Raw genomic sequence first — 22,309 nt, forward strand, 5'->3', positions numbered from 1 at the left:
CTGTACCCGTATGAGAGTCTTGAACCGTCTTAGATGGTTCAGCACTTTCGAGAGGGAAATCCATGACTTCTGTTTCCGTGGTCGGCTTGGGCGCGATGGGCCGTCCCATCGCTCGAAATCTACTGGGCGCAGGCTTCGACGTGACGGTGTGGAATCGCAGCCCTGAAGCGGTAGCCGAACTGGTCGAGGAAGGGGCGATCGGCGCGAAAACCGTTGCCGAGGCATTCCAGTCCGGTGTTGTGCTGTCGATGTTGGCAGATGATTCGGCCGTGTCTTCGGCCATTCTGGATCCCGCCGTCCTCGCATCCGTTCCGAGTGGAACCGTGCACGTCAACATGGCCACCGTCAGCGTCGACCTTGCCAAGCGCGCCGCCGCACTGCACGCCGAGTACGGTATCGGGTACATCGCGGCGCCGGTGTTCGGACGCGTTTCTGTTGCTCAGGCTGGCCAGTTGAACATCATCGCCGCCGGCGACAGTTCCCTCCTCGAGCGAGTGCAACCCTTCCTCGACGTCATCGGTGCTCGCACGTGGCCACAAGGTGAGCGTCCGGAGCAGGCCAACATCGTCAAGATCATCGGCAATTACCTCATCCTCGCCGCGATTCAATCCTTGGGCGAGGCAATCACATTGGGGGAGAGGTCCGGTGTAGACGGAAGCCAACTCGTAGAACTGCTGACCTCGACGATCTTCCCGGGGCCGGTCTACTCCAGCTACGGAAACCTCGTCGCGACGCGTCAGTACGAGCCTGCAGGATTCACCACAGCTCTGGGCCTCAAGGATTTGAGGCTTGCGCTCGACGCCGCCGACAGCGTCGATCTGGATTTGCCGTTCGGTGGCGTACTTCGAGGCGTGCTCGCTCAGGCTCTGGCGAACGGTCAGGGCGAGATGGACTGGGCGTCTATTGCAGAACTGGTCCGTTCCGGCCAGTCGGGTGAAGGCAGTCCCGAAACACCGACGAGGTGAGCTCGAACTCGGACGGGACGGCGACTTCGGCACTGGCGGAGACCGATTCCGTCCGGACACTACCGCTGGCCGGGTTGTCGGCACTCGCAATGGCAGGCTTCATAGCGATCACAACCGAAACCATGCCGGCCGGACTACTGGTGCAGATCGGGTCAGGGTTGTCCGTATCAGTCTCCGGCGCAGGGCAATTGGTCACCGCATACGCATTGGGTTCCGTCGTCGGGGCGGTACCACTGATCGCATTGACCCGAGGATTGCGACGGCGTGCTGTCCTGGTGTCGGCGATTCTGGGGTTCGGTGTCTTCAATCTGGTGACAGCGCTTTCGTCGAATCTTGTTCTCACCTTGGGTGTTCGGTTTCTGGCCGGTATGGCGGCAGGTGTGGTGTGGGGGTTGCTTGCCGGGTACGCACGCAGGATGTCGCCCCCTCACCTGCAGGGGCGGGCCGTTGCGGTTGCCTCCGTCGGACAGCCGATCGCGTTGGCAATCGGCGTTCCGATGGGGGCGTGGCTCGGGACCCTGGCCGATTGGCGCGTCGTCTTCGCCGTGATGTCGGTTGCTGCGCTACTTCTGGTCGCGTGGATACTCACGGTGATGCCGGACTTTCCCGGGCAACAAGCGGATCGGCAGCTGCCGGTGCGGAAAGTCCTGGTCCTGCCTGGCGTACGACCGATTCTGTTTGTCGCGTTCTTGTGGATCCTCGCGCACAACATCGTGTACACGTATCTGGCGGCGTTTCTGGATCGCATCGGTTTCGGCGATCGGTTGGGAATCGTCTTGTTCGTGTTCGGACTTTTCGCCTTCGTGGGCATCGGTGTGGTCGGGGTGTTTGTCGACCGGGCCCTTCGAAGTCTCACCGTGCTGAGCTTGGTGGTCTTTGCCGCAGCTTTGACGGCGTTGGGCGTCGGCGGTGACAGCTTCGCTGTGATCGCACTCAGCGTTGCGGCGTGGGGTGTGGCATTCGGAGGCGCTCCCACTCTCCTTCAGACGGCGCTCGCGGATACGACGGGCGACGCTGTGGACACTGCGCAATCGGTTTTCGTGACGATCTTCAATGCGGCGATCGCAGCGGGCGGCGTCGTGGGCGGGCTGATCTTGGCGGACAGGGGTGCGGGAGCGTTGCCGTTGGTTTCGCTGGTGCTGATCGTCGTCGGTGTTCTTGTGGCCAGTATCCGACAATTCGGACATAGCTTGTGATTCACTTCACGCATGCGAAAGTCATTGCTGGTGGTTGCGCTCGTTGCTACGTGGTTTGTCGCCGGAGCGATGCCCGCGGGGGCTGCGGATGCGAATTGGTCCGGTGATTACTCGCTCAAGCGTTTCGCCGCGACCAAGACGGGCACAAGTCTGGCCGCCAGCCAGTGGGAGCCGGATTTCTCCGATACATACACGTTCGAGACGGACTGCTCGAGCGGAGTCTGTATCGCCACAGTGGTCGGCGGTCCGGCTCCCGCCAATCCGACGTTGCCGCAGCCTGCGCGATACACCTGGGACGGAACCAGTTGGGTGCACCCCTATGACTGGGAGTGGGATTGCTACCAGGGGGAAGGCGTGCCCAAGGTGTGGGCACCGGCGCACTCCGAGGCGTATTACACACCTCAGCCCGATGGCAGTCTGAAAGGTTCGTGGCGTACCGACATCAAGAGTGGTCCCTGCGGGGGATCGGTGATCATGCACGTCGAGGCGTACCCGGTCGGTCGATCTACCGGATCCTTCGGTAGTTGAGAACGATCTGTGGCCCGAAGGTGTTGAAACAAATCTGAGCCCGCGGGAATTGATCGAGCCCCATGCACGTTAATTGAGTCAGTAACGCTCAACTTTCTGCAAGGAGGCTTCGGAATGCCAGCATTCTTCGGGCCCGAGGGTCCCGGTCGCATCGATATTTCCCGGCTCATGAGCAGGGCCACCCAGCAACTCATGGCTGACGCTGCACGTGTAGCGGCTGCTCGCGGTGATTCGGATCTCGATGCACTGCACGTTCTCCGCGTCATGGCGGAGCAGGATCCGGTCCGCACGCTCATGCAGCGCGCCGGAGCCGACCCGAAATCCGTGGTCGACGCCGTCGACCTGCGGCTGCCACAAGGCCGTGAGCAGGGGGGCTACTCTGCTCCTGCGCTCAGCAGTGCCGTGAAAACCGCTCTACTCGAGGCTCATCAACTGGCCCGAGCCCTGGGATCGACGTACATCGACCCCGAACATCTCTTCATCGCCCTGGCCGGTGACCCCGATCATGTTCCGGGTCGTCTGCTCGCTTCGGCCGGCATCACGCCGGAGAAGCTGCAGGCAGCAGCGGTTCAGAATCCCGCAGCCGGTCCAGTCGAAGACGAGTCCACCACACCGACGCTCGACAAGTACGGCATCGATCTCACCGATCGCGCCCGCAACGGCGGCGTCGATCCGGTGATCGGCCGCGCCGACGAGATCGAACAGACCATCGAGATCCTCTCCCGCCGCACCAAGAACAACCCGGTCCTGGTGGGTGAGGCCGGCGTCGGCAAGACTGCCATCGTCGAAGGTCTCGCCCAACGCATCGTCGACGGGGATGTCCCGGAATCGTTGGTGGGCAAGAAGATCGTCCAGCTCGAACTCTCGAGCATGGTCTCGGGTACCCGTTACCGCGGAGACTTCGAGGAACGGCTGACCAAGGTGATCGACGAGATCACCGCACACAAGGACGAGCTGATCGTCTTCATCGACGAGATGCACACCATCGCCGGTGCCGGAGGCGGCGCAGACGGTGCGATGGATGCCGGAAACATCCTCAAGCCCAAGCTCGCTCGCGGTGAACTGCACATCGTCGGCGCCACCACGCTCGACGAATACCGCAAGAACATCGAGAAGGATCCCGCGCTCGAGCGGCGCTTCCAGCCCGTACAGGTCGGAGAGCCGTCGATCGAGGACGCAATCGCGATCTTGAGCGGACTGCGCAGTCGGTACGAGGATCACCACAAGGTGCACTACACCGACGAGGCGATCACCGCTGCGGTGGAGCTGTCGGCACGTTACATCGGCGACAGGTTCTTGCCGGACAAGGCAATCGACCTGATCGACCAGGCCGGCGCCAGGCTTCGCTTGAAGACGGCCACGGTAGACACCGCTGCGCTGCAGCAGCGTCTCGAGCAGCTCGAGAGCGACAAGGAGAAAGCCGTCGCCGACGAGTTGTACGAGAAGGCGTCGACCCTGCGTGACGAGATCAACGGCGTCGCAAAGCGTCTCGAGAAGGCAGGATCCTCGGTTCCTTCCGAGGAAACGCCGGACGTGACCGCTGAACAAATCGCCGAAGTTGTCGCTCGCGCAACGGGTATTCCGGCAAGCCAGATGACTCAGGCAGAGAAAGATCGCCTGCGCCGTCTGGAAGAGGAACTGCACGGTCGTGTCATCGGGCAAGATGACGCCGTTCGCGCCATCGCGCGTGCCGTGCGTCGTAGCCGTACCGGTATGAGCGATCCGGATCGTCCCGTCGGTAGCTTCCTGTTCCTCGGACCCACTGGCGTCGGCAAGACGGAGCTCGCAAAAGCTCTGGCTGCCACACTCTTCGGTGACGAGAACAAGATGCTGCGCTTCGACATGAGTGAGTTCGGTGAGAGGCACACGGTCAGCAGGTTGGTCGGTGCTCCTCCCGGATACGTCGGCTACGGCGAGGCCGGACAGCTCACGGAACAGGTGCGTCGTAACCCGTACTCGGTGATCCTGCTCGACGAGATCGAGAAGGCACACCCGGACGTGTTCAACACCTTGCTCCAGGTGCTCGACGACGGGCGTCTGACCGACGGTCAGGGTCGGACGGTGGACTTCAAGAACACCGTCGTGATCATGACCAGCAACCTCGGCTCGGACATCATCTCGAGCAAGTCCGGTGGACTCGGCTTCACCACGGGTGACGCAGAGTCGGCGGAGAAGCCACTGCGCGACCGCGTGATGGCCAGGTTGCGCGAATCGATGCGGCCGGAGTTCCTCAACCGTATCGACGAGATCGTGATCTTCCGCAAGCTCGACACCGAGCAACTGCACCGGATTACTGATCTGCTGCTCGACGACAGCCGGAAGCGGCTGCAGTCCAAGGGCATCGAGATCGAGTTCACCGCCGACGCAGTGGACTGGATCGCCGAGCACGGGCATCAACCCGAGTTCGGGGCTCGCCCGTTGCGTCGTTCGATTCAGCGTGTGGTCGACGACAAGATCGCCGACATGCTGCTCGACGATCTCCTCGAAGAGGGCGGCAGTATCACCGTCGCGGTTGACGAGGGTGAGTTGGTGTTCAGCTAGGGGACAGCCCCCTGTGAGCGGTTAGGGAGTCCCAGGACTCCCTAACCGCTCACAGGCGCGTAGCGCCCAAAATCTCCGCCGCCAGGGCATCGTTATGCCGGAAGAACCCTGCATTGGTACGGGGACGAGGGAAAGCCGCCGACCAGTTGTGGCCTGCAACCCACGGCCCTGCGGCGAAGCGGCGAGGATGAGCAGTGTTGTCCTGAAGAAGAATTCGTGACGTGCCGTCGACCGCGAGCTTCGCCGAACTGTCGGCGGTGGCACGTAGTTCGACTGCCTCGCCCCGACGGTGAAGCGTCCGCAGGAGCAAGTCACCGCTCGCGCTGATGGACGCAACCGGCAAGCGTGCTTCGACGAGGATGTTCGCGGCCACGATGTCGGTGTGCGACGCACTGCGCGCGACAAAGATCCCAGCCCCCGTTGCCGGGTCGATCTCGGTGGAGAACACCGAATCCGGCCCGAGGAACTGGACGATGCCCGCCTCGTTGAGGGCGATCAACTGTTCCAGTCGCTCGGGTGGCGGACCACTGGCGATGAAGCTGAAGAACGAATGAAGCCAACCCTCGACGTCCTTGGCGACGGATTCGGCCGGGATTCTGCCGCGCCGCAACAATTCTCCGACGGTCATGTACGTCGACAGCAGCGCTGAGAAGACAGCCGCGTCGGCGCTGAAATACGGGTCCGACCTCCGCGCGACATCTGCCGAGATGTATTCGGTGATCCGGGATTGGACCTCGGCAAGCCCGTCGTAGCGCTCACCGCCGAGTGGGCGGTTCAGCCGCTCGAGATCGATACGGTCTTCCGGCTTCGGGACTGCGTTCTCGACCAGTTCATGCAATCGAGGCGATCCCCAGGCCAGCGAGGCGAATTCGGCGTCGAACTCCTCCCAGGTGCCCACTGTCCGATCCGGGTGAGATGCGAACAGCTCGTGATAGTGGGCGCCTGCCAGTTCTTTCGACGCCAAGGGCCAGATGTCGTTTCGGAAATCCAACGGTCCGTCGCCGGGAACGAGATCAGCGGTGAAGAACCGCGGTAGCGGTGGCCGTGCGTCAGCGATCGAGTACGAAATCTTGGAGTGATACGGCACTCCGCGACGAGATCCGGCATACAACAGGGGTTCCCGACCCGAGGGAGCGTAAGTGAGGATGCCGTCTTCACCGCGTTCGAAGATGCCGCCACGGCTCTCGGCGAGGAGAACCATCCAGTCGACGAAAGCCAGCCCGAGTCCGGCGATCAGAACCGGTTCGCCTTCGGGAATGACATCGGCGTCGAGGTCGGCAGTGTAGCCCGGACCCACATACGTCAACCCGTGATCGGACGCGAAGCTGGTCAGCGCGGTTTCACGTGGGGCAGGCAACGCATCGGGGTGCCCTTGTGCGAGAAGGACGGTCGTCGCGTCGATGACAGCTCCGTCGTCCAGATGAACCGTCTGTGTCTCGCCGACGTTCACGATGTCGACCACGGATCGTCGATGAACTCGAACGTCGACGTGCGCTGGCGCGGAGTCGACTGCAGTCTCGAACACCCAGTTCAGGTATCGGCTCTGCAGTGACCTCGATGCAAACGACGACGGGGTGATCGTCGGAACTTCTGCTGCGATTTCTGGGAATTCGGCAAGCTCAGCCGAGCGCTCGGCGACCCATTCCGCGAGGGTCGGACCCGGCAGCACCGGGCCGATCACGGCGGTGGTCTCGTCGGTGAACATCGTGACGTCCGCTGTTGTCGAATTCATCCACAGAAGCGGCGCCTGGCTGCCTCGCCAAATACGGCCGGCGCCTGCCGGATACGGGTCGACAACGTGAATGTCGATCGGTGTGGGATCGGCGTTCACCGATTCGTGAGCGAGGATCCGCTCGAGTACGCCGGTCCCGCGGGGTCCACCACCCACGATCACGATGACAGCTGCTGTCCCCACTGAGGTACGGGGTCGATCGCCTGGCACGAGTCCTCCATCGGACCTGGCAGAAAGCACCCGCACCTCAGCAGAGGGGGTTGCTGCGACGTCACGGAGCCAGGACTCTCGATCGCTCTGGATGGTTAGTCCAGCTTATCTTCGGAGAATCGTGAGGCAAGGAATTCCGGACATCAGATCAGCGTGAATCAAACAGTTGTCAATCACTATCTTTCGGTTTGCGTTGCAGGCAGGATCCGAGCGTGAACATCCCCGAAGCCGATTCGTGATCCGCCGGCGCCGGGAGCGGTGGCTGAGATGGCGATGGTGTCGCCGTCTTCGAGAAAGGTACGGGTCTCGGAGCCCACAGCTACGGGTTCCTTGCCGCCCCACGTCAGCTCGATGAAGGCGCCGCGCTGATCTTTGTCCGGTCCGGAAATGGTTCCGGACGCGAAGAGATCGCCGGTGCTCGCTGCTGCGCCGTTGATGGTGGTGTGCGCGAGCATCTGCGCAGGCGACCAGTACATCTGGGCGTAGGGCGGCCGGGAGACGACGTGACCGTTCCATTCGACGGCCAGGTCGATGTCCAGCCCCCACTTCTCTTCACCACGCAGATAGGAAAGCGGTTCGGGATCCTGCACCGGAGTGTCGATTCGGGCTGCTTCGAGAGCGAGCAAGGGTACGACCCACGGTGAGATGGAGGTCGCGAAACTCTTCCCCAGGTTCGGACCGAGGGGCACGTACTCCCACGCCTGGATGTCTCGGGCAGACCAGTCGTTCACGACGACGGCGCCGAAGACGTACTCGGCAAATTCGTCCGGGGTGATGGAATCGCCCATCTTCGAGGGAGTTCCGACGATGAACCCCATCTCGGCTTCGATGTCGAGGCGCCGGGACGGTCCGAAGTCCGGGCTTTCCTGATCGGGTGCCTTCCGCTGTCCGCAGGGACGAACGATGTCGGTGCCGGAGACGACGACGGTGCTCGAGCGCCCGTGGTATCCGACGGGAAGATGCTTCCAGTTCGGCATCAAGGGGGCTGCGTCCGGGCGGAACAACCGCCCGAGGTTGGTTGCGTGATTCTCCGAGGCGTAGAAGTCGACGTAATCGGCCACTGCGATCGGCAAATGCATTGTCACCGAATCAACGGAAAACACTGCATTCGAGTCTATTTCGCTAGTCACGAGCTCCGTGATCCGGTTTCGCACCGATACCCACTGATCTCGTCCCTGAGCCATGAACGCGTTCAGAGTCGGTTCGGAGAAGACGGAATCACCTAGTGTCGCTGCGAGATCGACCACCGATTCGGCGACGCGCACACCGACACGCGGTAACCCTCCCGCGGGGGAGAAGACCCCGTACGGCAGATTGTCGAGACCGAACAGTGAGTCGGCGGGAATGTCGATGGTCGTGACAGTCATACGAGAGTTCCTTCGGTTTTGTCGGAGCGGACGATCAACCCGAGGCCTTCCAGCTCGGTCAGAGGGTCCGAGATGCTGCAGGTACCGAACGAGAGGAATCGGCGACGCACCTCGCCGGCCTCGTCCTCGGTGAGGTCGGCCAGGGCTTGCGCGATCGATTTTCCATCGCGCTGAGACAGTGCAGCAACAATTTCCGAACGATCGGCGCCCCGCCTCGCCGCGTCGACGGCCACCATGATGTTGAGGAAGCCGTGTTGCTCGAAGCCTGTTTCCGGATCGGTGTTGCGCACACCGTGGTGCAGTCCCGCAGTCGCCTTGAACGGGATATTCGCTCGGACAACGGATATCACCGCATCGGCGAGCTCTTCCTCGTTCGGGTACGCCTCGGCGACAATCCCGCCGGTGCGAAACTTTGCGGAATGCCCGGCAGTTTCGAGAGCTGTGAGATAGCCCGCGCGCCGATCACCTCGAGGCACCTCGACAAAAATGTCGACGTCGGGATGAGCGGCATGGACACGAGAGAGTTCCTCGAAGGCCGCATCGGCGTCCAACCCGTCAGGAATTCCCACCTCGACGGCGGCGACGTGAACACCAGGGATGGCGAGCGCGTTCGAGAGTGCGGCCGCCGTTTCGGATGGGCCGGCCGGCACGGTCAGACTCAGCGTCACCGGGCTGTCCGCTGAAACGTACGCAGCCAGTTCGCTCAGTCGCGGCGCGGGAAAAACGAAAGGCCCGACCAGTGCGTCGTAATCTGCCTGCAGGTAGGCGGCGTGGGCCGGAATTGCCTCGGCGAGAGGAGCATTGCCGGGTGGGAAAAGTGCTGCGTCGTCGCACAGGCCGCGCAGGAGTGGGGAGATGATCGTCATTGCCGAGGCCCCCGCCCTGCCCAACTCCAGGCGTACGCTTCGTCCTCGCAGGCAAGGGCTCCCTCACCCAATTCGAGGGGCCGGAACGTATCGACCATCACGGCGAGCTCGTCGAAGAACTCGGCGCCGATGCTCCGCTCGTAGGCGCCGGGTTGTGGTCCGTGGGCGTGGCCGCCGGGATGAATCGATATCGAACCCTGACCGATGCCGGAACCCTTGCGCGCCTCGTAGTCACCGCCGCAGTAGAACATGATCTCGTCCGAGTCGACGTTCGAGTGGTAGTACGGCACCGGGATCGACAGGGGGTGGTAGTCGACCTTGCGCGGAACGAAGTTGCAGATCACGAAGTTGTTTCCCTCGAACGCCTGGTGGGCCGGCGGCGGTTGGTGAACACGGCCCGTGATCGGCTCGTAGTCGGAGATGTTGAAGGTGTACGGGTACAGGCAGCCGTCCCAGCCGACGACATCGAAAGGGTGCGTGGGATAAACCATTCGGGTGCCGACGATGCCCGCCGACGTTCGGTGCTTGACCAGTACCTCGACGTCGGTTCCTTCGGCGATCATGGGCGCGATCGGTCCGTGCAGGTCTCGTTCACAGAACGGTGCGTTCTCGAGCAGCTGGCCGAAGCGGGAAAGATAGCGCTTGGGCGGGACGATGTGACTGTTCGCCTCGATGGCGTAGGCACGAAGTGGCTTGTCACCCTTGGGGATCCATCGATGCGTTGTGGACATCGGGATCAGGACGTAGTCACCTTCACTGGCCTCGAGTGCACCGAAGACGGTCTCGACGGTCGCCTCGCCAGATTCGATGTAGACCATCTCGTCGCCGATTGCGTTGCGATACAGGGGAGATGGCGCTGCCGCAACGACGTAGGACAATCGCACGTCGGCATTTCCGAGGATGAGACGACGGCCGGTTGCCACGTCGGTCTCGTTCCAGGTGCTTTCGGGAAACAGCGTGTGGAGTTTCAGATGGCGCGGTTTGAGGGGATGGTTGGGGGTTGTGCTCTGATCGCGCAGTTCCCAGACCGTTGCGTCGACGATGGCCGACGGGATCTCGCGGTGGTACAGCAACGAAGAATCCGAGGAGAAACCTTCCTCTCCCATCAGTTCTTCGTAGTAGAGGTTGCCGGACTCGTCACGGTGTTGGGTGTGACGCTTCGGTGGGATGTTGCCGAGTTGTCGATAGAACGCCATGACGGGGCTCCTTCTGTGCTGTTCTGCCTGGCTCACCTCCACCAGATAGTAAACATATTAACTAAAATGATGTGATGAGCGCAACCCTCCAAGGGGGTTGGGGTCTATGTCAGTTACGTCCGCGTACGTCGAACTGGCTGCGGTTGGTGATCAGTTTGTCCAGGAGCATGACAAGAATTCGCTGTTCGGCCTCGCTCAGGACGCTTACCCAGGCGTGTTCGCGTTCGTTCTGCTCGCGAAAGGCTTCGACCATGGCTTCTCGGCCCTTGTCGGTCAGGTACAGCTGGACGGAACGGCCGTCGTTCTCGGTGGGCCGACGATCGATCAATCCGTCTGCCAGCAGCGACTTGGACAGATTGGAGACCGCTGCCCTACTCATGCCGGTGAGCTCGGCGGCAGCCTTCGGCTCGATCGGACCGGCCAGCCAGGTGACGAACAACAGCCTGAAGGAGGACCATGACCAGCCGCGAGGGCGGTGGATCGACGACTCGAGATCGTAGGTGACCACGTTGGAAGCCCGATTGAGTGTCAGTAGTACCTCGGTGGCCAGCTGGTCGCGAAAGCCGTGTTCGGTGGCCAGTCGCTTGTTGGCCAGTTCGATGAACGACCAGAAGTTCAGCACGCCGACGGTTGGCTGGTCATCGGTTGTCCGGTCAGTCATGGACTAACCCTAGCGCGATCTGCAGTTGATTAATCCGTGTATTAAATCTCGGGGTTACGATGAAACTTCGCAACCCGGCACTGCGGTCAGGATTCTGAACTATCGTGACGCGCGTGACTGCGCGCAGCGACGAGTTTCCCTTGGACGTCGACCTCATGTCGGTGGGGCAACTCGAGCGGAGAGGACGACTGACCACGGCGGTGGTCGAGATGCTGGCCGAGATGCCGTCGGATCGAATCCAGATGAAAGACGTCTCGGAGCGTTCAGGCGTCGCACTCGGAACGCTGTATCGCTACTTTCCGACCAAACAGCAACTTCTGGCTGCGGCGATGACGGCGTGGAGCGGTCTCGAATCGGTCCGTCGTCCTGAGAAGTTGCGGGCAGACGGTGGTGAGAACAACGCGTACGAGCGGGTTCTGGCACTTCATCGCCGCGAGATGAAGGCATTCGAGCGTAGGCCCTACTTCGCTCGGTTGGAGATCGAACTCCATTCGTCCTCGGATCAGTTCGTGATCGAGTCGTTGGATCTGCGCGCAGCGGCACATCGGAGAATGCTGTTCGAGTTGATGGACGGCGTCCCGGCCGAGACGGCGAGGGTTGCGGCCGTGGCAATAGGCGGCACGATGTTGACGGCCCTTGCGCTGTGGACCAGTGGCCGGATCGGATTCGCAGAGGCCCAGCGGAACGTCGAAGACGTCATCGGACTGGTAATTCGCTGAACGGTTGCAACCTAGAATTCAGTTCTTGTTTCTGCTGTCATGAACGCGAATTATCGCTTCGGCTTTGTGAAAACGAAGACGCAGGACGAGACCTTACCTAGAATTCACTTACAAATATGTCGGGTGTCCGATCCAGGGATCGACGTATCCGTGAACTGTGAAAGTGAGTCGCAATGAAGCGCTCGTACCGAGTCCGCGCTCGAATCTGGATGGTTGTCCTGGCGTCGGCGACGCTGGTGGTGACGGGGTGCGCCGGTAGCAGCCAAGGTACGACCACGGATGCATCGGACGTGACGGTCGGAGTTGTCGGTGACCAGAACAACGGGGGAGAGCCGCGATCGGGTGGCACCGTGTCGTTTGCCACCTACAACGGGATCAGCAGTCTCGATCCGGCTGACCGTCAGGACGGCGGCGCTACCGGTGGTAGCGAAATGGCAGCCATCTACGACCTTCTCATGCGCTTCGATACGTCGGCGGGCGAATACGTCCCCCACTTGGCTCAGTCGTTGTCGGCCAACGGCGACAACACGGTGTGGACACTGAAATTGCGCGACGGCGTCACCTTCAGCGACGGCACTCCGATGGACAGTGCGGCAGTCCTGTGGAGCATCGATCACTATCTGCAGAAGAAGGGAACTCACGCGCTGGTGTGGAAGACCGCTGTGCGCGAGACGAATTCACCGGATCCGAGTACGGTCGTCTTTACATTGGCGCAGCCGTGGGACGAGTTCCCGATCATGTTCACCACCGGTCCCGGCATGATCGTCGCGCCCTCGTCGATGGCTACCGGCACGTTCACCCCGATCGGGGCAGGCCCGTTCACCGTCGAGAAGTTCGCCTCCCAGGACGAATTGGTGCTCGCTGCCCGTCCGACGTACTGGGACGGGGCGCCGTACCTCGAGAAGTTGCGCTTTCCGGCAATCGTCAACGAGAAGAGCAAACTGGAAGGATTGCACACCGACGGAATCCAGGTTGCCTATCTGAAGTCTCCCGACTTCATTCACGAGGCTTTCGAAGCCGGTGATCCCGGATTTGTGTACTCGGCCAGCATGGCCGGAGTTCTGGCAATCAATCAGCGCGACGATCGGGCAGCGAAGGACGAGCGCGTGCGTAAGGCGATTGTCGCTGCGGTGGACCCGAATACGTTCAACGAGCGAGTTCAGGGCGGCTTCGGCGAACCCGGCACCGACATGTTCGCGTCGTGGTCGCAGTGGCACGGATCGGTGGCCGGGAACGGCTTCGACCCCGAGGCGGCCAAGAAGTATCTCGCCGAGGCGAAGGCGGACGGTTACGACGGAAAACTGACGTACGTCGGGATGAACGATCCGGCGACGCAGCGCAGCGCACTGACGTTTCAGTCGCTCTTGCAGGCAGTGGGTTTCACGGTCGACATCACCTACGCAACCAGCATCAACGATCTGATTTCCATGCTGTACGCTAAGCACGACTACGACGTGTCCTACTTCGCGTTCAACGTGCTGGAAGAGTCACCGTTCGTGCGTATGTACGGCAACCTGTTCAGCGAATCGCCGTCGAACATCCTCGGTTACAAGAACGCTCGGATGGACGAGTTGCTCGGCAAGCTGCAAACAGCGTCGGGCGAGGATGAGCGGCGAGCCGTCATCGACGATATTCAGACCGTGGTCAACGAGACGGCGCCGATGGCCGTGGTCAACTCCGGCAAGGTCTTCATCCCGTGGCGCGAGAACGTCCACGGAGTGACCCCGAGTGCGGACGGGATTCTGCTCTTCGGCAACACGTGGTTGAGCTGACCCCCGTGCGCCTTTTTGGTAGTGCCCACTACCAAAAAGGCGCACAGGGGCTTTGCCCCTATAGCTCCGCTCGTACCAACTTCGCGGCTTCGACGAGGTTACGCAGTGACGCCTCGACCTCGACGGAACCGCGGGTCTTCAAACCGCAGTCCGGGTTGACCCACAACCGCTCGACAGGAACAGCTTTGAGTGCCTCACGCAGGGATTCGGCAATCTCGTCGACGCTCGGCACCCGCGGCGAGTGGATGTCGTAGACACCCGGGCCGACGCCGAGATCGAACCCGACCGAACTGAGATCGTCGAGGACCTCCATGTGTGAGCGCGCCGCCTCGATGGACGTGACGTCCGCGTCGAGGCCGGCGATGGCGCCGATCACCGCTCCGAACTCGGAGTAGCACAGGTGCGTGTGGATCGCGGTGGAATCCGCGACGCCCGAGGTAGCCAACCGGAAGGCGCCGACCGACCAGTCCAGGTAGGCGCGCTGATCCTCGGCACGCAGTGGGAGTAGTTCTCGTAGAGCCGGTTCGTCAACCTGGATGATTCCGATTCCGGCGGCCTGCAGGTCGACGGTCTCGTCTCGAATGGCCAGTGCGACTTGATTTGCCGAGTCGGCGAGGGGTTGGTCGTCGCGGACGAACGACCAGGCCAGAATGGTGACGGGTCCGGTGAGCATGCCCTTGACCGGCTTGTCGGTCAGGGACTGCGCGTACGTGATCCAGTCGACGGTCATCTGTTTCGGGCGGGAGACGTCGCCGTACAGAATCGGCGGACGCACGCAGCGGGTGCCGTACGACTGGACCCAACCGTTGGCGGTGGCGAAGAATCCGTCCAACTGCTCCGCGAAGTACTGGACCATGTCGTTGCGTTCCGGCTCACCGTGAACAAGAACGTCCAGGTCCAGCTTTTCCTGGAGCGCAACAACTTCGGCAATTTCGGCGCGCATACGGTTGACGTACTCGGCTTCGTCGATCTCGCCCTTGCGCAGTGCTGCGCGAGCGATGCGGATCTTCGAGGTTTGCGGGTACGAACCGATTGTCGTCGTGGGCAGCGGCGGCAGAGAAAGCAGTTCGTCCTGGGCAGCGCGACGTTCGGCGGCGGGCGCGCGACCGGTCGCCGAGTTCAGCACGGCGGCCAGGCGTCCCCGAACACTCGCATCATTGAGTCTGCGATCGTCCTTGCGGGTCGACGCGGCCGCTCGTGCCAGAGCGAACTCGTCTTCCACCGACTCCCGGCCCTGTGTGAGAGCGGTTGCGAGAGTTACTACTTCCTTGACCTTCTCGGTGCCGAACGCGAGCCACGAGCGCAGGGCCTTGTCGACATCGGCTTCTGCGTCGAGAGTGTACGGAACGTGCAGCAGGGAGCACGATGTGGAGACGGCAAGATTATCCACGCTGCCCAACAGAGCACCCAACGTGCTCAGTGCCGAATCCAGATCCGACCGCCAGATGTTTCGTCCGTCGACCACGCCGGCGACGACCAGTTTGCGGGCGAGTTCGGGGACGGAGCCGATCGAATCCTGACCGGCCACCAGGTCGACGGCAAATCCTTCGACGCCGGTGGACGCAAGCGCGGGCAGCGCCTCACGCAGCGAACCGAAGTACGACGCCAACAGGATCGACGGCCGCTCGGACAGCGCTGAAAGCTGTTCGTACGCAGCGCGTGCCGCTTCGATTTCCTCGTCGGTGCGATCGCCCACGAGGGCCGGTTCGTCGAGCTGAACCCAGCTCGCACCGGCCTTCGCGAGCCGACCGAGTAGATCCGCGTAGAGGGGGAGTAGTTCTTCGAGTCGCGAGAGCAGCGGCTCGTCGGTGCCGACAGCCTTCGAGAGCAGCAGGAAGGTGACCGGTCCGATGACGACCGGGCGGGCTGCAATGCCGTCGGAAAGTGCTTCTGCCAGTTCGGACAAGACCTTGGACGGGTCGAGTGCGAACGTGGTGGACGGCGAGATCTCCGGCACCAGGTAGTGGTAGTTGGTGTCGAACCACTTCGTCATTTCGAGCGGCGCGATGGTGTCCGTCCCACGGGCAGCGGCAAAGTAGCGGTCCAACGGATCGGCGACCGACGCGACGCGGTCGGGCAGCGCGCCGAGAAGAACTGCGGTGTCGAGCATCTGGTCGTAGAAGGAGAAGGTATTGACCGGGACGGAGTCGAGGCCCAGGTCACGGAGGTCGGCCAAGCCCTGCCGACGGAGGTCACGGGCGACAGCCTGCAGGGCGTCGGCGTCGATGCGCCCTGCCCAGTAGCTTTCGGTTGCCCGCTTGAGTTCTCGATGAGGACCGATGCGCGGTGAGCCCAGCACGGTCGAAGTGAATGTTGTTGTCACGGAGTTTCTCCAGATTGCCAATGCATTGATGGCCACTGCCGGCAGACGGGTACACCTCACGAGACCCCGAGTTTCAGCGGGCAGCACTGCCCGCACCGCACACGAGGTCCGATGGAGATCTACACGCCCATTCCACGAGGCGGTGGACCGTCGGGCACGGCGTGCCCGACACAGTCGGCAGGTCTTCGGACTCGCGGGCACTCGATCGAGTTGGATCGAACCTACTGGCCGTCGCTTCCCAGGCGGATGCCCAGTGCACATGAACGGCGGTCGTTCCTGCTTACCGCTGCGGGACAGTCCCGGATTTTCACCGGGTTCCCTCTCACCCCGACAGCTTGCGCTGACGGAGCTTCGACGCCGGGACCGGTCTTCGGGGCTCCTCATGACCGTGCCGGGCGAACCAGCTGCATCGACCAGCATAAGGCCAACCCTCCCTGAGCAGTCAAGGAGAGTCGGCGAAGGGCGCTATGCGCGTGACATGTAGGAATTCGAGTCCGGTGGTACGCGCGGAAGATTTTCGGAGGAACGTAGATTCTCCGCCATTTCGACAAGCAGATCCTGTGAAGACGGTGAGAGGTCGACGACACGGGAGGTGAGGTTCCGCAGGCGCACGTTGTGCAGCTGTTCGAGGAGGGAGAGGTCTGCCTCGCCACCTGAGATCGCGGGCGGAGTGTGATCGGACGGGGCGTAGAAGTAGTCCGGATGGACCTTGAAGAAGTGGGCGAGGGCGGCAACCACTTCGGGTGACGGATTGGTTCGGACGCCGGTGCGCAGTTGCGACAGGTACGGCGTCGAGATACGGCAGCCGAACTCGGTCATGCCGCGAACGACCATCGCGTTGGTGACGTGAAAGTCGGCAGTCTCGAACAGCGAGTTCAAGCGATCGTTGAACTGGTTCGACATGAGACGTCCCTTCCCCCGCTACGCACAGGCTCCGTCGGTTCAATTAACTGCATCATAGCCAGTTATCGAACGATTAGCTGTTTCAGATTCTCGCGAAGCGGTCGTTTGCAGGGAAAATCCCTAGGGTAGAAGGTCCCTACTTTGAGTGATCTGGACAAATCGCCATCACGAATCGAACGGCGAACTATTTGCCGGGGAAGGCTATTCCAGACGCGCGGATCAGAGCCAGCCGTTCGACTCGGCGATTCTGACGGCTTCCGCGCGCGTCGACGCACCCGTCTTACCCATCGCGGATGACAGATGATTTCGAACTGTCCCGGCAGACAGGAAGAGCGCCCCTGCGATGGCTGCCACGGGTGCGCCGTCGTGAGCGGCGCGCAGTACTTGGGTCTCACGCTCCGTCAGGGGCGACTCGCCGCTGACGAGGCTGTCGGCCGCAAGGGTGGGATCGACGACGCGCAGTCCGGCGTGGACACGCCTGACCGCGTCGGCAAGCTGCCTGGCGGGGGTGTCCTTGACGACGAACCCGCCGGCCCCGGCGTGCAGGGCTTTACGAAGAAATCCGGGACGGCCGAACGTGGTGACGATCAGAACCCGGGTGTCGGGTGCTGCCTCGCGAAGGGCCGCCGTCGCGGCGATTCCGTCCATGCCGGGCATCTCGACGTCCAAAAGCGCGACGTCCGGGCGGTGTTCGAGAACGGCGGACACCACCTCGTCGCCGCGACCGACCTCGGCCACCACGGACAGGTCGGATTCCAGATCGAGCAGCGCGGCCAAAGCTCCTCGCACGAGCGCCTGATCGTCCGCCAAGAGCAGCCGTATGGTTGCTCGATCGCCCTGGCTGTTCACTCTGTCTCCTGTTCGACTACCTGAAGTGCAAACCCCTGTGGCTGGGGATGAGTGATGATCACTCGTGCGCCCGACGCTCCGGCGCGCTCGCGCAATCCGATCAGACCGTTTCCGGAAGACGTCGACTCGGCCCCTCGTCCGTCGTCGACGACCGACGCACTATTTTCGTCGACCGTGATCCGGCAGTGGGTCGCACCGCTGTGTCGAACGACGTTGGTGACGCCCTCACGGATCGTCCATGCAAAGAGTTCCCGAAGACGCGTGGGAACCATGTCGGTACTGCTCGGCACCTCGTCCTCGATACCAGCCGCACGCAATGCCTCTCGCGCTCGGGCTATCTCGACGGGTAGCGAAATCCCACGAAATCCTTCGACGGCCGAGCGCACGTCTGCCAACGCGTCACGAGAAAGTCTTTCGAGGTCGTCGAGTTCGTTGCGCGCACGTTCGATATCGACATCGAGTAGGCGATTGGCCAGTTCGGCTTTGATCGTGATGACGGTCAGCGAGTGCCCGAGGATGTCGTGCAGATCGCGCGCCATCCTCGTTCGCTCCTCCATGATTGCCCGCTGCTCCTGCTCTTCGCGTTCATGGAGTATGGCGAAGTTGCGGCTGATCAGGGACATGATTCCCCAGGTCGCGAACGCGGCCGCGCAGACTCCGAGTGAGAGTCCGGAGTAGTTTCCCCATCCGGACGAGAGGCTGACTATCTCCACGGAGGCCGCGAACACCAAAGCGAGAATGCCGCCGGCGACGGTCGGCAACAGCGTCACCGCTGTCACCGCGAGGTACGGTGCTGCTGTCAAACCTGTCGGCCCGACGCTCACGATCATCACAGCGGCCAACGCGGTCAAGGCGGACAGAGCCAGTGCAGCTTCGCGAATCGTCGGCCGAGTCATCGTCATTCGACGCCGCTGCTGCGTTGTGGCGAAGGTGTAGAGGTAGAGGGCACTGAAGGCGATCGTCGCGAGAATCCCTGTCCAGCCGCGCAGTTCGTCGCGTAGATTCCATCCCTCGATCAGCGGCCCGCCGAGAAATACCATCCAGACCGCCGCGAAGAGAACGCCGAAACGATTCCGCCGCGGGAGCGCGACGGAATCTTCTCGGTCAGTCGTTTGCGACAACTACACACGCTCCGTATCTCGTTGGAACCGCCAGATCGCTCCGCCGGCGAAGATGGCGAACCACACCAGGATATTGACGATCCAGGTCCAGTGAATGCTATTGCCCGTCAACGGTGCGTGGGCGAGGGCGTTGATGCCGAACATCGGGGTGAACTGTGCGATGGTCGCCCATACGGAACCGTCGGTGAGTGGTACGAAGAGTCCGCCGCCGAATGCGAGCAGAGCCAGTCCCGGTCCGAGCAACTGCATGACGTTCTCACTGGGGAGTAGGTACCCCATGAACAGGCCGAAGGCCGCGAAGATCGACGATCCCAGCCAGGCGATCAATGCCGTTGTGAACCAGAGTGATCCGTCCATCTGCGCCGAGGTGAACGCGCCGACGACGTAGACCACGAGAATCGAGACGAGACCGAGCAGCATCGCCATGATCAGTTTGACGGCGATGTAGGCGACCGGGGTCAGGGGAGTCAGCCGAAGTTGTCGGCTCCACCCGGACGCTCGTTCGATCGAGACCATCGCGCCGCCGCTGGTGGTGGCCAGCATCGCGCCGTACAGGGCCATGCTGATCATGATGTACGCGGCGACATTGCCGTGCCCGATCCCGTGGTCGTCGTCGCCTTGACCGAGACCGAAGACGAGGAAGAAGACAACCGGCATGACGAGCGTGAAGATCATCGTGCGCCGGTTGCGAGTCAGGCGACGAAATTCCAGTCGCAGTAGCGTCGTGTTGAATCCGCCGAGAGGTACGACGGTTCGCTCGGCTCCGTAGGTATTCGCTTCGGTTGCAGTGGTCATCACTTCTGTCCTTCGGAGTTGTTCGACGTGAGTGCGATGAATGCGTCTTCGAGGCCACGCGAGACGATTTCGAGATCGCGAGCCTGCGTATTGGTCAACAGGAACCGTGCAACGGCATCGGTGTCGCCCGAGTGCACGAGTAGCGACTCACCGCGCACCTCGACGGCGTCGGAGTTCGGTATGGCTCGCAGGAGTTCGTCGGTGATGCCTGGAACAGTCGCGCGCAGGGTGCGCCCGGACGCCATCGCCTTGACCTCGGCGGTGGTCCCGTCTGCGACCACGGTGCCTTGCCTGACCAGGATGATGCGGTCGGCGTAGACATCGGCCTCTTCGAGGTAGTGCGTCGCAAAAAGCACAGTGCGACCGTGATCTGCGTCGGCGCGGATGGCGGACCAAAAGTCCCGACGCCCTTCGACGTCCATACCGGTGGTGGGCTCGTCGAGAATGAGCAATTGCGGGTTCGACAGCAACGCCATCGCAAATCGCAACCGCTGTTGTTGTCCGCCTGAGCATTTGCTGACCAGGCGATCGGAGATGTCGAGGATTCCGGCTCTCCCCAGCACTTCGTCGACCGGACGGGATTGGGAGTACAGGCTGGCGGTCAGCTGCACCGTCTCGGCAACCGTCAGCTCTTTCAGTAGTCCGCCGGTCTGCATGACTGCCGAGACGAGTCCGCGGGCAATCGCCGATCGAGGTGACATTCCGAAGACGCTCACCTCGCCTGACGTCGGCCGGGACAGGCCGAGGATCATGTCGATGGTTGTCGTCTTGCCTGCGCCGTTCGGGCCGAGGAACGCGACGATCTCGCCGGGGCGGATGCTCAGGTCGATACCTTTGACGGCGTCGACGGTTCCGAAACTCTTACGAAGTCCGGTCAACCGGACGGCGTCGTGTGCCGATCCTTCAGTGAGTGTGTGCAGTGCCTGTGGTGAATGCCGTGCCTGTGTTGAGGTCATACATAGAATCTGCTCGCTTCGAGGTCGTGATCCCTCGTCCGTCCGTCATTCTTCTGCCATGACATTTGTCATCGGGTCGGCCGGTATCTGTTTCGGTGCAACCTGGCCGAGGCGCGCGAGGACCAACCCCGCGATGATTGCTGCGCCACCTACAGCTTGGAGTGCGGTGACGGATTCCCCGACCAGGATCCACGCGGCGACGACCGCGCACAGCACTTCGGTCAGCGCTACCAGAGACCCGATTGTCGGCCCCAGCAGCGTGATCGCGGCGATGCCGGTGAGATAGGCAATGACAGTGCTGACCAGGACCAGGACCACCACCGGCAGCCACACGTTCACCGAATGGTCTGCCACGACTGCGTTCGAGGCCGAGAACTGGAGGGGGAGGACGCCTACGAGTCCGAGCGCGCCGATGACCACCGCACTGACCGTGAGCCCCGATGCCGCGAGCACAACTGGATGGAGATCACCGTCCGCACGTTCGGAAATGACGAAATAGACTGCAAGGCATGCCGCGGCGGCCAGTCCCCAGGCGACTCCGACGGCACTGATCTCTGCCGATCCGAAGACGTCGATCACCACGGCGGCGCCGATCAAGGCCACCGCCGCACCGAGAAGCGTCTGCACGCTCGGACGCGCGCCCTTGGTTATCCACACCCACCCGATGACGATGATCGGTGCAAGGTACTCGAGAAGCAATGCGACGCCGACCGAAAGATGTTGCACGGCATTGAAGAAGCACAGTTGAACGCCCGAGATCGCGAACACCCCGTACAGCAGTACCGTTCGCGTGTGGGTGCTCACCTGTCGTAGGCGAGGCCATTGGGTGGCTACGGCGATCACCATCATCACCAGTGCGCCGCCGGCAACGCGCGCGAACACTGCGCCGCCGGGGGACCACCCTGATTCGATGAGAGATTTCGCGAACGGGCCCGATACGCCGAACGTTGCCGCGGACAGCAGAGCGAAGATCAAGCCGTTGCGAGAGTTCACGTCGTCACCCGTCAGGAGTAAAAGCGATTACGATGCTGACATTAGGTTGATACGGCTCAGGAGTCAAAGTGCATTTTGCTGGTGACACGGAATCGGCGCTCGTCTTCGCCGCGTCGTTGGTCAACACGGCCCGCGGCGGGGCCGAACTGCTTCCGGATCAAGAGGAGCTGACACGGTTTCTCGACGCGGATCGCTGGACCGGCAGGCGGGACGGCACACCGGAGGAATTGACGGCGGTTCGTGCGCTGCGTCCACGACTGCGAAAGTTCTGGGAAGCCGCGGGAGTGGACGACGCCGTCGAGGTGGTGAACACACTGCTACTCGAATCGGGCGCGAGGCCGCGGCTCACCAGGCACGATGATCTCGGCTGGCACCTGCACGTCACCGCTGACGATTCGCCACTGGTGGACCGGATGGCCGCAGAAGCGGCGATGGGTGTGCTCGATCTGATCCGAACCGACGAATTCTCGAGGTTGCGATGGTGCGAGGCCCCGGACTGCGAAGCGGTCTTCGTGGATTTGTCGCGCAATCGTTCGAAGCGATACTGCGACACCGGAAACTGTGGGAACAGGGCGCACGTCGCCGCCTATCGTGCCCGTAAATCCGGGGCGTGACC

General features: G+C 62.3%; 19 protein-coding genes and 1 riboswitch. Of the genes, 7 read left to right on the forward strand and 12 right to left on the reverse strand.

Going from position 1 to position 22,309, the window contains the following annotated elements; translation table 11 throughout:
• Positions 1-62 precede the first annotated feature (62 nt).
• The 4 genes from ATN37_RS27710 (at position 63) to ATN37_RS27725 (ending at position 5,230) form a co-directional block, all read left to right on the forward strand.
• Positions 63-965 carry an NAD(P)-dependent oxidoreductase gene (locus ATN37_RS27710; RefSeq protein WP_003939725.1) on the forward strand — a complete coding sequence of 301 codons (903 nt, stop codon included), beginning with the start codon at positions 63-65 and terminating at the stop codon, positions 963-965.
• Complete coding sequence (locus tag ATN37_RS27715; RefSeq protein ID WP_118603263.1) at positions 962-2,161, forward strand: MFS transporter; 1,200 nt, start codon at positions 962-964, stop codon at positions 2,159-2,161. Before ATN37_RS27710 ends, ATN37_RS27715 begins: the two co-directional genes overlap by 4 nt.
• A 12-nt stretch (positions 2,162-2,173) precedes the next feature.
• Entirely contained in the window at positions 2,174-2,689 is a 516-nt protein-coding gene (locus ATN37_RS27720; RefSeq protein WP_118603266.1) for a hypothetical protein, read from the forward strand.
• Between the two features lie 114 nt (positions 2,690-2,803).
• Entirely contained in the window at positions 2,804-5,230 is a 2,427-nt protein-coding gene (locus ATN37_RS27725) for an ATP-dependent Clp protease ATP-binding subunit (protein WP_118603269.1), read from the forward strand.
• Between the two features lie 49 nt (positions 5,231-5,279).
• Here the strand turns inward: ATN37_RS27725 and ATN37_RS27730 are convergent, their stop codons facing one another.
• From ATN37_RS27730 to ATN37_RS27750, 5 genes are all read right to left on the reverse strand, one after another.
• Complete coding sequence (locus ATN37_RS27730) at positions 5,280-7,172, reverse strand: FAD/NAD(P)-binding domain-containing protein (RefSeq protein ID WP_232329908.1); 1,893 nt, start codon at positions 7,170-7,172, stop codon at positions 5,280-5,282.
• A gap of 176 nt (positions 7,173-7,348) precedes the next feature.
• Positions 7,349-8,539, reverse strand: coding sequence for a fumarylacetoacetase (gene fahA, locus ATN37_RS27735; protein WP_030535302.1), 1,191 nt, complete (start codon positions 8,537-8,539; stop codon positions 7,349-7,351).
• Positions 8,536-9,405: a hypothetical protein gene (locus tag ATN37_RS27740; protein WP_030535303.1), complete on the reverse strand. Its 870-nt coding sequence runs from the start codon at positions 9,403-9,405 to the stop codon at positions 8,536-8,538. Before ATN37_RS27740 ends, fahA begins: the two co-directional genes overlap by 4 nt.
• Positions 9,402-10,601, reverse strand: a complete 1,200-nt coding sequence (locus tag ATN37_RS27745; RefSeq protein WP_218695869.1) for a homogentisate 1,2-dioxygenase — start codon at positions 10,599-10,601, stop codon at positions 9,402-9,404. Before ATN37_RS27745 ends, ATN37_RS27740 begins: the two co-directional genes overlap by 4 nt.
• A 109-nt stretch (positions 10,602-10,710) precedes the next feature.
• Complete coding sequence (locus ATN37_RS27750) at positions 10,711-11,262, reverse strand: MarR family winged helix-turn-helix transcriptional regulator (protein WP_003939926.1); 552 nt, start codon at positions 11,260-11,262, stop codon at positions 10,711-10,713.
• Positions 11,263-11,366: 104 nt separating this feature from the next.
• Between ATN37_RS27750 and ATN37_RS27755 the strand changes: the two genes are divergently transcribed.
• Positions 11,367-11,981: a TetR/AcrR family transcriptional regulator gene (locus ATN37_RS27755; RefSeq protein WP_003939912.1), complete on the forward strand. Its 615-nt coding sequence runs from the start codon at positions 11,367-11,369 to the stop codon at positions 11,979-11,981.
• A gap of 173 nt (positions 11,982-12,154) precedes the next feature.
• Positions 12,155-13,753 (forward strand): ABC transporter substrate-binding protein, encoded by a 1,599-nt coding sequence (locus ATN37_RS27760; RefSeq protein ID WP_063315878.1) that lies wholly within the window; start codon positions 12,155-12,157, stop codon positions 13,751-13,753.
• Positions 13,754-13,811: 58 nt separating this feature from the next.
• Here ATN37_RS27760 and metE read toward each other — a convergent pair whose 3' ends face one another.
• The 7 genes from metE to ATN37_RS27795 all read right to left on the reverse strand — a co-directional run bounded on the left by metE (position 13,812) and on the right by ATN37_RS27795 (position 21,693).
• Positions 13,812-16,076, reverse strand: a complete 2,265-nt coding sequence (gene metE, locus ATN37_RS27765) for a 5-methyltetrahydropteroyltriglutamate--homocysteine S-methyltransferase (protein ID WP_003940074.1) — start codon at positions 16,074-16,076, stop codon at positions 13,812-13,814.
• Between the two features lie 158 nt (positions 16,077-16,234).
• Positions 16,235-16,436: riboswitch (cobalamin riboswitch) on the reverse strand.
• A 105-nt stretch (positions 16,437-16,541) separates the two neighbouring features.
• On the reverse strand, positions 16,542-16,979 hold the full coding sequence (locus ATN37_RS27770; protein ID WP_003940179.1) for a helix-turn-helix domain-containing protein: 438 nt from the start codon (positions 16,977-16,979) through the stop codon (positions 16,542-16,544).
• Between the two features lie 219 nt (positions 16,980-17,198).
• The gene (locus ATN37_RS27775) at positions 17,199-17,828 is read right to left on the reverse strand and encodes a response regulator transcription factor (RefSeq protein WP_003940330.1); all 630 of its coding nucleotides are present in this window, start codon (positions 17,826-17,828) and stop codon (positions 17,199-17,201) included.
• Positions 17,825-18,949, reverse strand: a complete 1,125-nt coding sequence (locus ATN37_RS27780; RefSeq protein WP_003940336.1) for a sensor histidine kinase — start codon at positions 18,947-18,949, stop codon at positions 17,825-17,827. The genes ATN37_RS27775 and ATN37_RS27780 overlap by 4 nt, the downstream gene beginning before the upstream one ends.
• On the reverse strand, positions 18,950-19,744 hold the full coding sequence (locus ATN37_RS27785; RefSeq protein WP_019745005.1) for an ABC transporter permease: 795 nt from the start codon (positions 19,742-19,744) through the stop codon (positions 18,950-18,952).
• Positions 19,744-20,700 carry an ABC transporter ATP-binding protein gene (locus ATN37_RS27790; protein ID WP_003940598.1) on the reverse strand — a complete coding sequence of 319 codons (957 nt, stop codon included), beginning with the start codon at positions 20,698-20,700 and terminating at the stop codon, positions 19,744-19,746. The genes ATN37_RS27785 and ATN37_RS27790 overlap by 1 nt, the downstream gene beginning before the upstream one ends.
• Positions 20,701-20,745: 45 nt before the next feature.
• Complete coding sequence (locus tag ATN37_RS27795) at positions 20,746-21,693, reverse strand: DMT family transporter (RefSeq protein ID WP_003940332.1); 948 nt, start codon at positions 21,691-21,693, stop codon at positions 20,746-20,748.
• Between the two features lie 68 nt (positions 21,694-21,761).
• Between ATN37_RS27795 and ATN37_RS27800 the strand changes: the two genes are divergently transcribed.
• Positions 21,762-22,307 carry a CGNR zinc finger domain-containing protein gene (locus ATN37_RS27800; protein WP_003939872.1) on the forward strand — a complete coding sequence of 182 codons (546 nt, stop codon included), beginning with the start codon at positions 21,762-21,764 and terminating at the stop codon, positions 22,305-22,307.
• Positions 22,308-22,309: the final 2 nt, after the last annotated feature.

The organism is Rhodococcus sp. MH15 (genome assembly GCF_019266045.1).
GTDB classification, from domain to species: domain Bacteria; phylum Actinomycetota; class Actinomycetes; order Mycobacteriales; family Mycobacteriaceae; genus Rhodococcus_F; species Rhodococcus_F qingshengii.

What these genes read in the sequence shown, in the direction of transcription:
- ATN37_RS27710 (WP_003939725.1), top strand. Translation starts at nt 63, where the DNA reads ATGACTTCTGTTTCCGTGGTCGGCTTGGGCGCGATGGGCCGTCCCATC.
- ATN37_RS27720 (WP_118603266.1), top strand. Translation starts at nt 2,174, where the DNA reads ATGCGAAAGTCATTGCTGGTGGTTGCGCTCGTTGCTACGTGGTTTGTC.
- ATN37_RS27725 (WP_118603269.1), top strand. Translation starts at nt 2,804, where the DNA reads ATGCCAGCATTCTTCGGGCCCGAGGGTCCCGGTCGCATCGATATTTCC.
- fahA (WP_030535302.1), bottom strand. Translation starts at nt 8,539, where the DNA reads ATGACTGTCACGACCATCGACATTCCCGCCGACTCACTGTTCGGTCTC.
- ATN37_RS27740 (WP_030535303.1), bottom strand. Translation starts at nt 9,405, where the DNA reads ATGACGATCATCTCCCCACTCCTGCGCGGCCTGTGCGACGACGCAGCA.
- ATN37_RS27745 (WP_218695869.1), bottom strand. Translation starts at nt 10,601, where the DNA reads ATGGCGTTCTATCGACAACTCGGCAACATCCCACCGAAGCGTCACACC.
- ATN37_RS27750 (WP_003939926.1), bottom strand. Translation starts at nt 11,262, where the DNA reads ATGACTGACCGGACAACCGATGACCAGCCAACCGTCGGCGTGCTGAAC.
- ATN37_RS27760 (WP_063315878.1), top strand. Translation starts at nt 12,155, where the DNA reads ATGAAGCGCTCGTACCGAGTCCGCGCTCGAATCTGGATGGTTGTCCTG.
- ATN37_RS27770 (WP_003940179.1), bottom strand. Translation starts at nt 16,979, where the DNA reads ATGTCGAACCAGTTCAACGATCGCTTGAACTCGCTGTTCGAGACTGCC.
- ATN37_RS27785 (WP_019745005.1), bottom strand. Translation starts at nt 19,744, where the DNA reads ATGACCACTGCAACCGAAGCGAATACCTACGGAGCCGAGCGAACCGTC.
- ATN37_RS27790 (WP_003940598.1), bottom strand. Translation starts at nt 20,700, where the DNA reads ATGACCTCAACACAGGCACGGCATTCACCACAGGCACTGCACACACTC.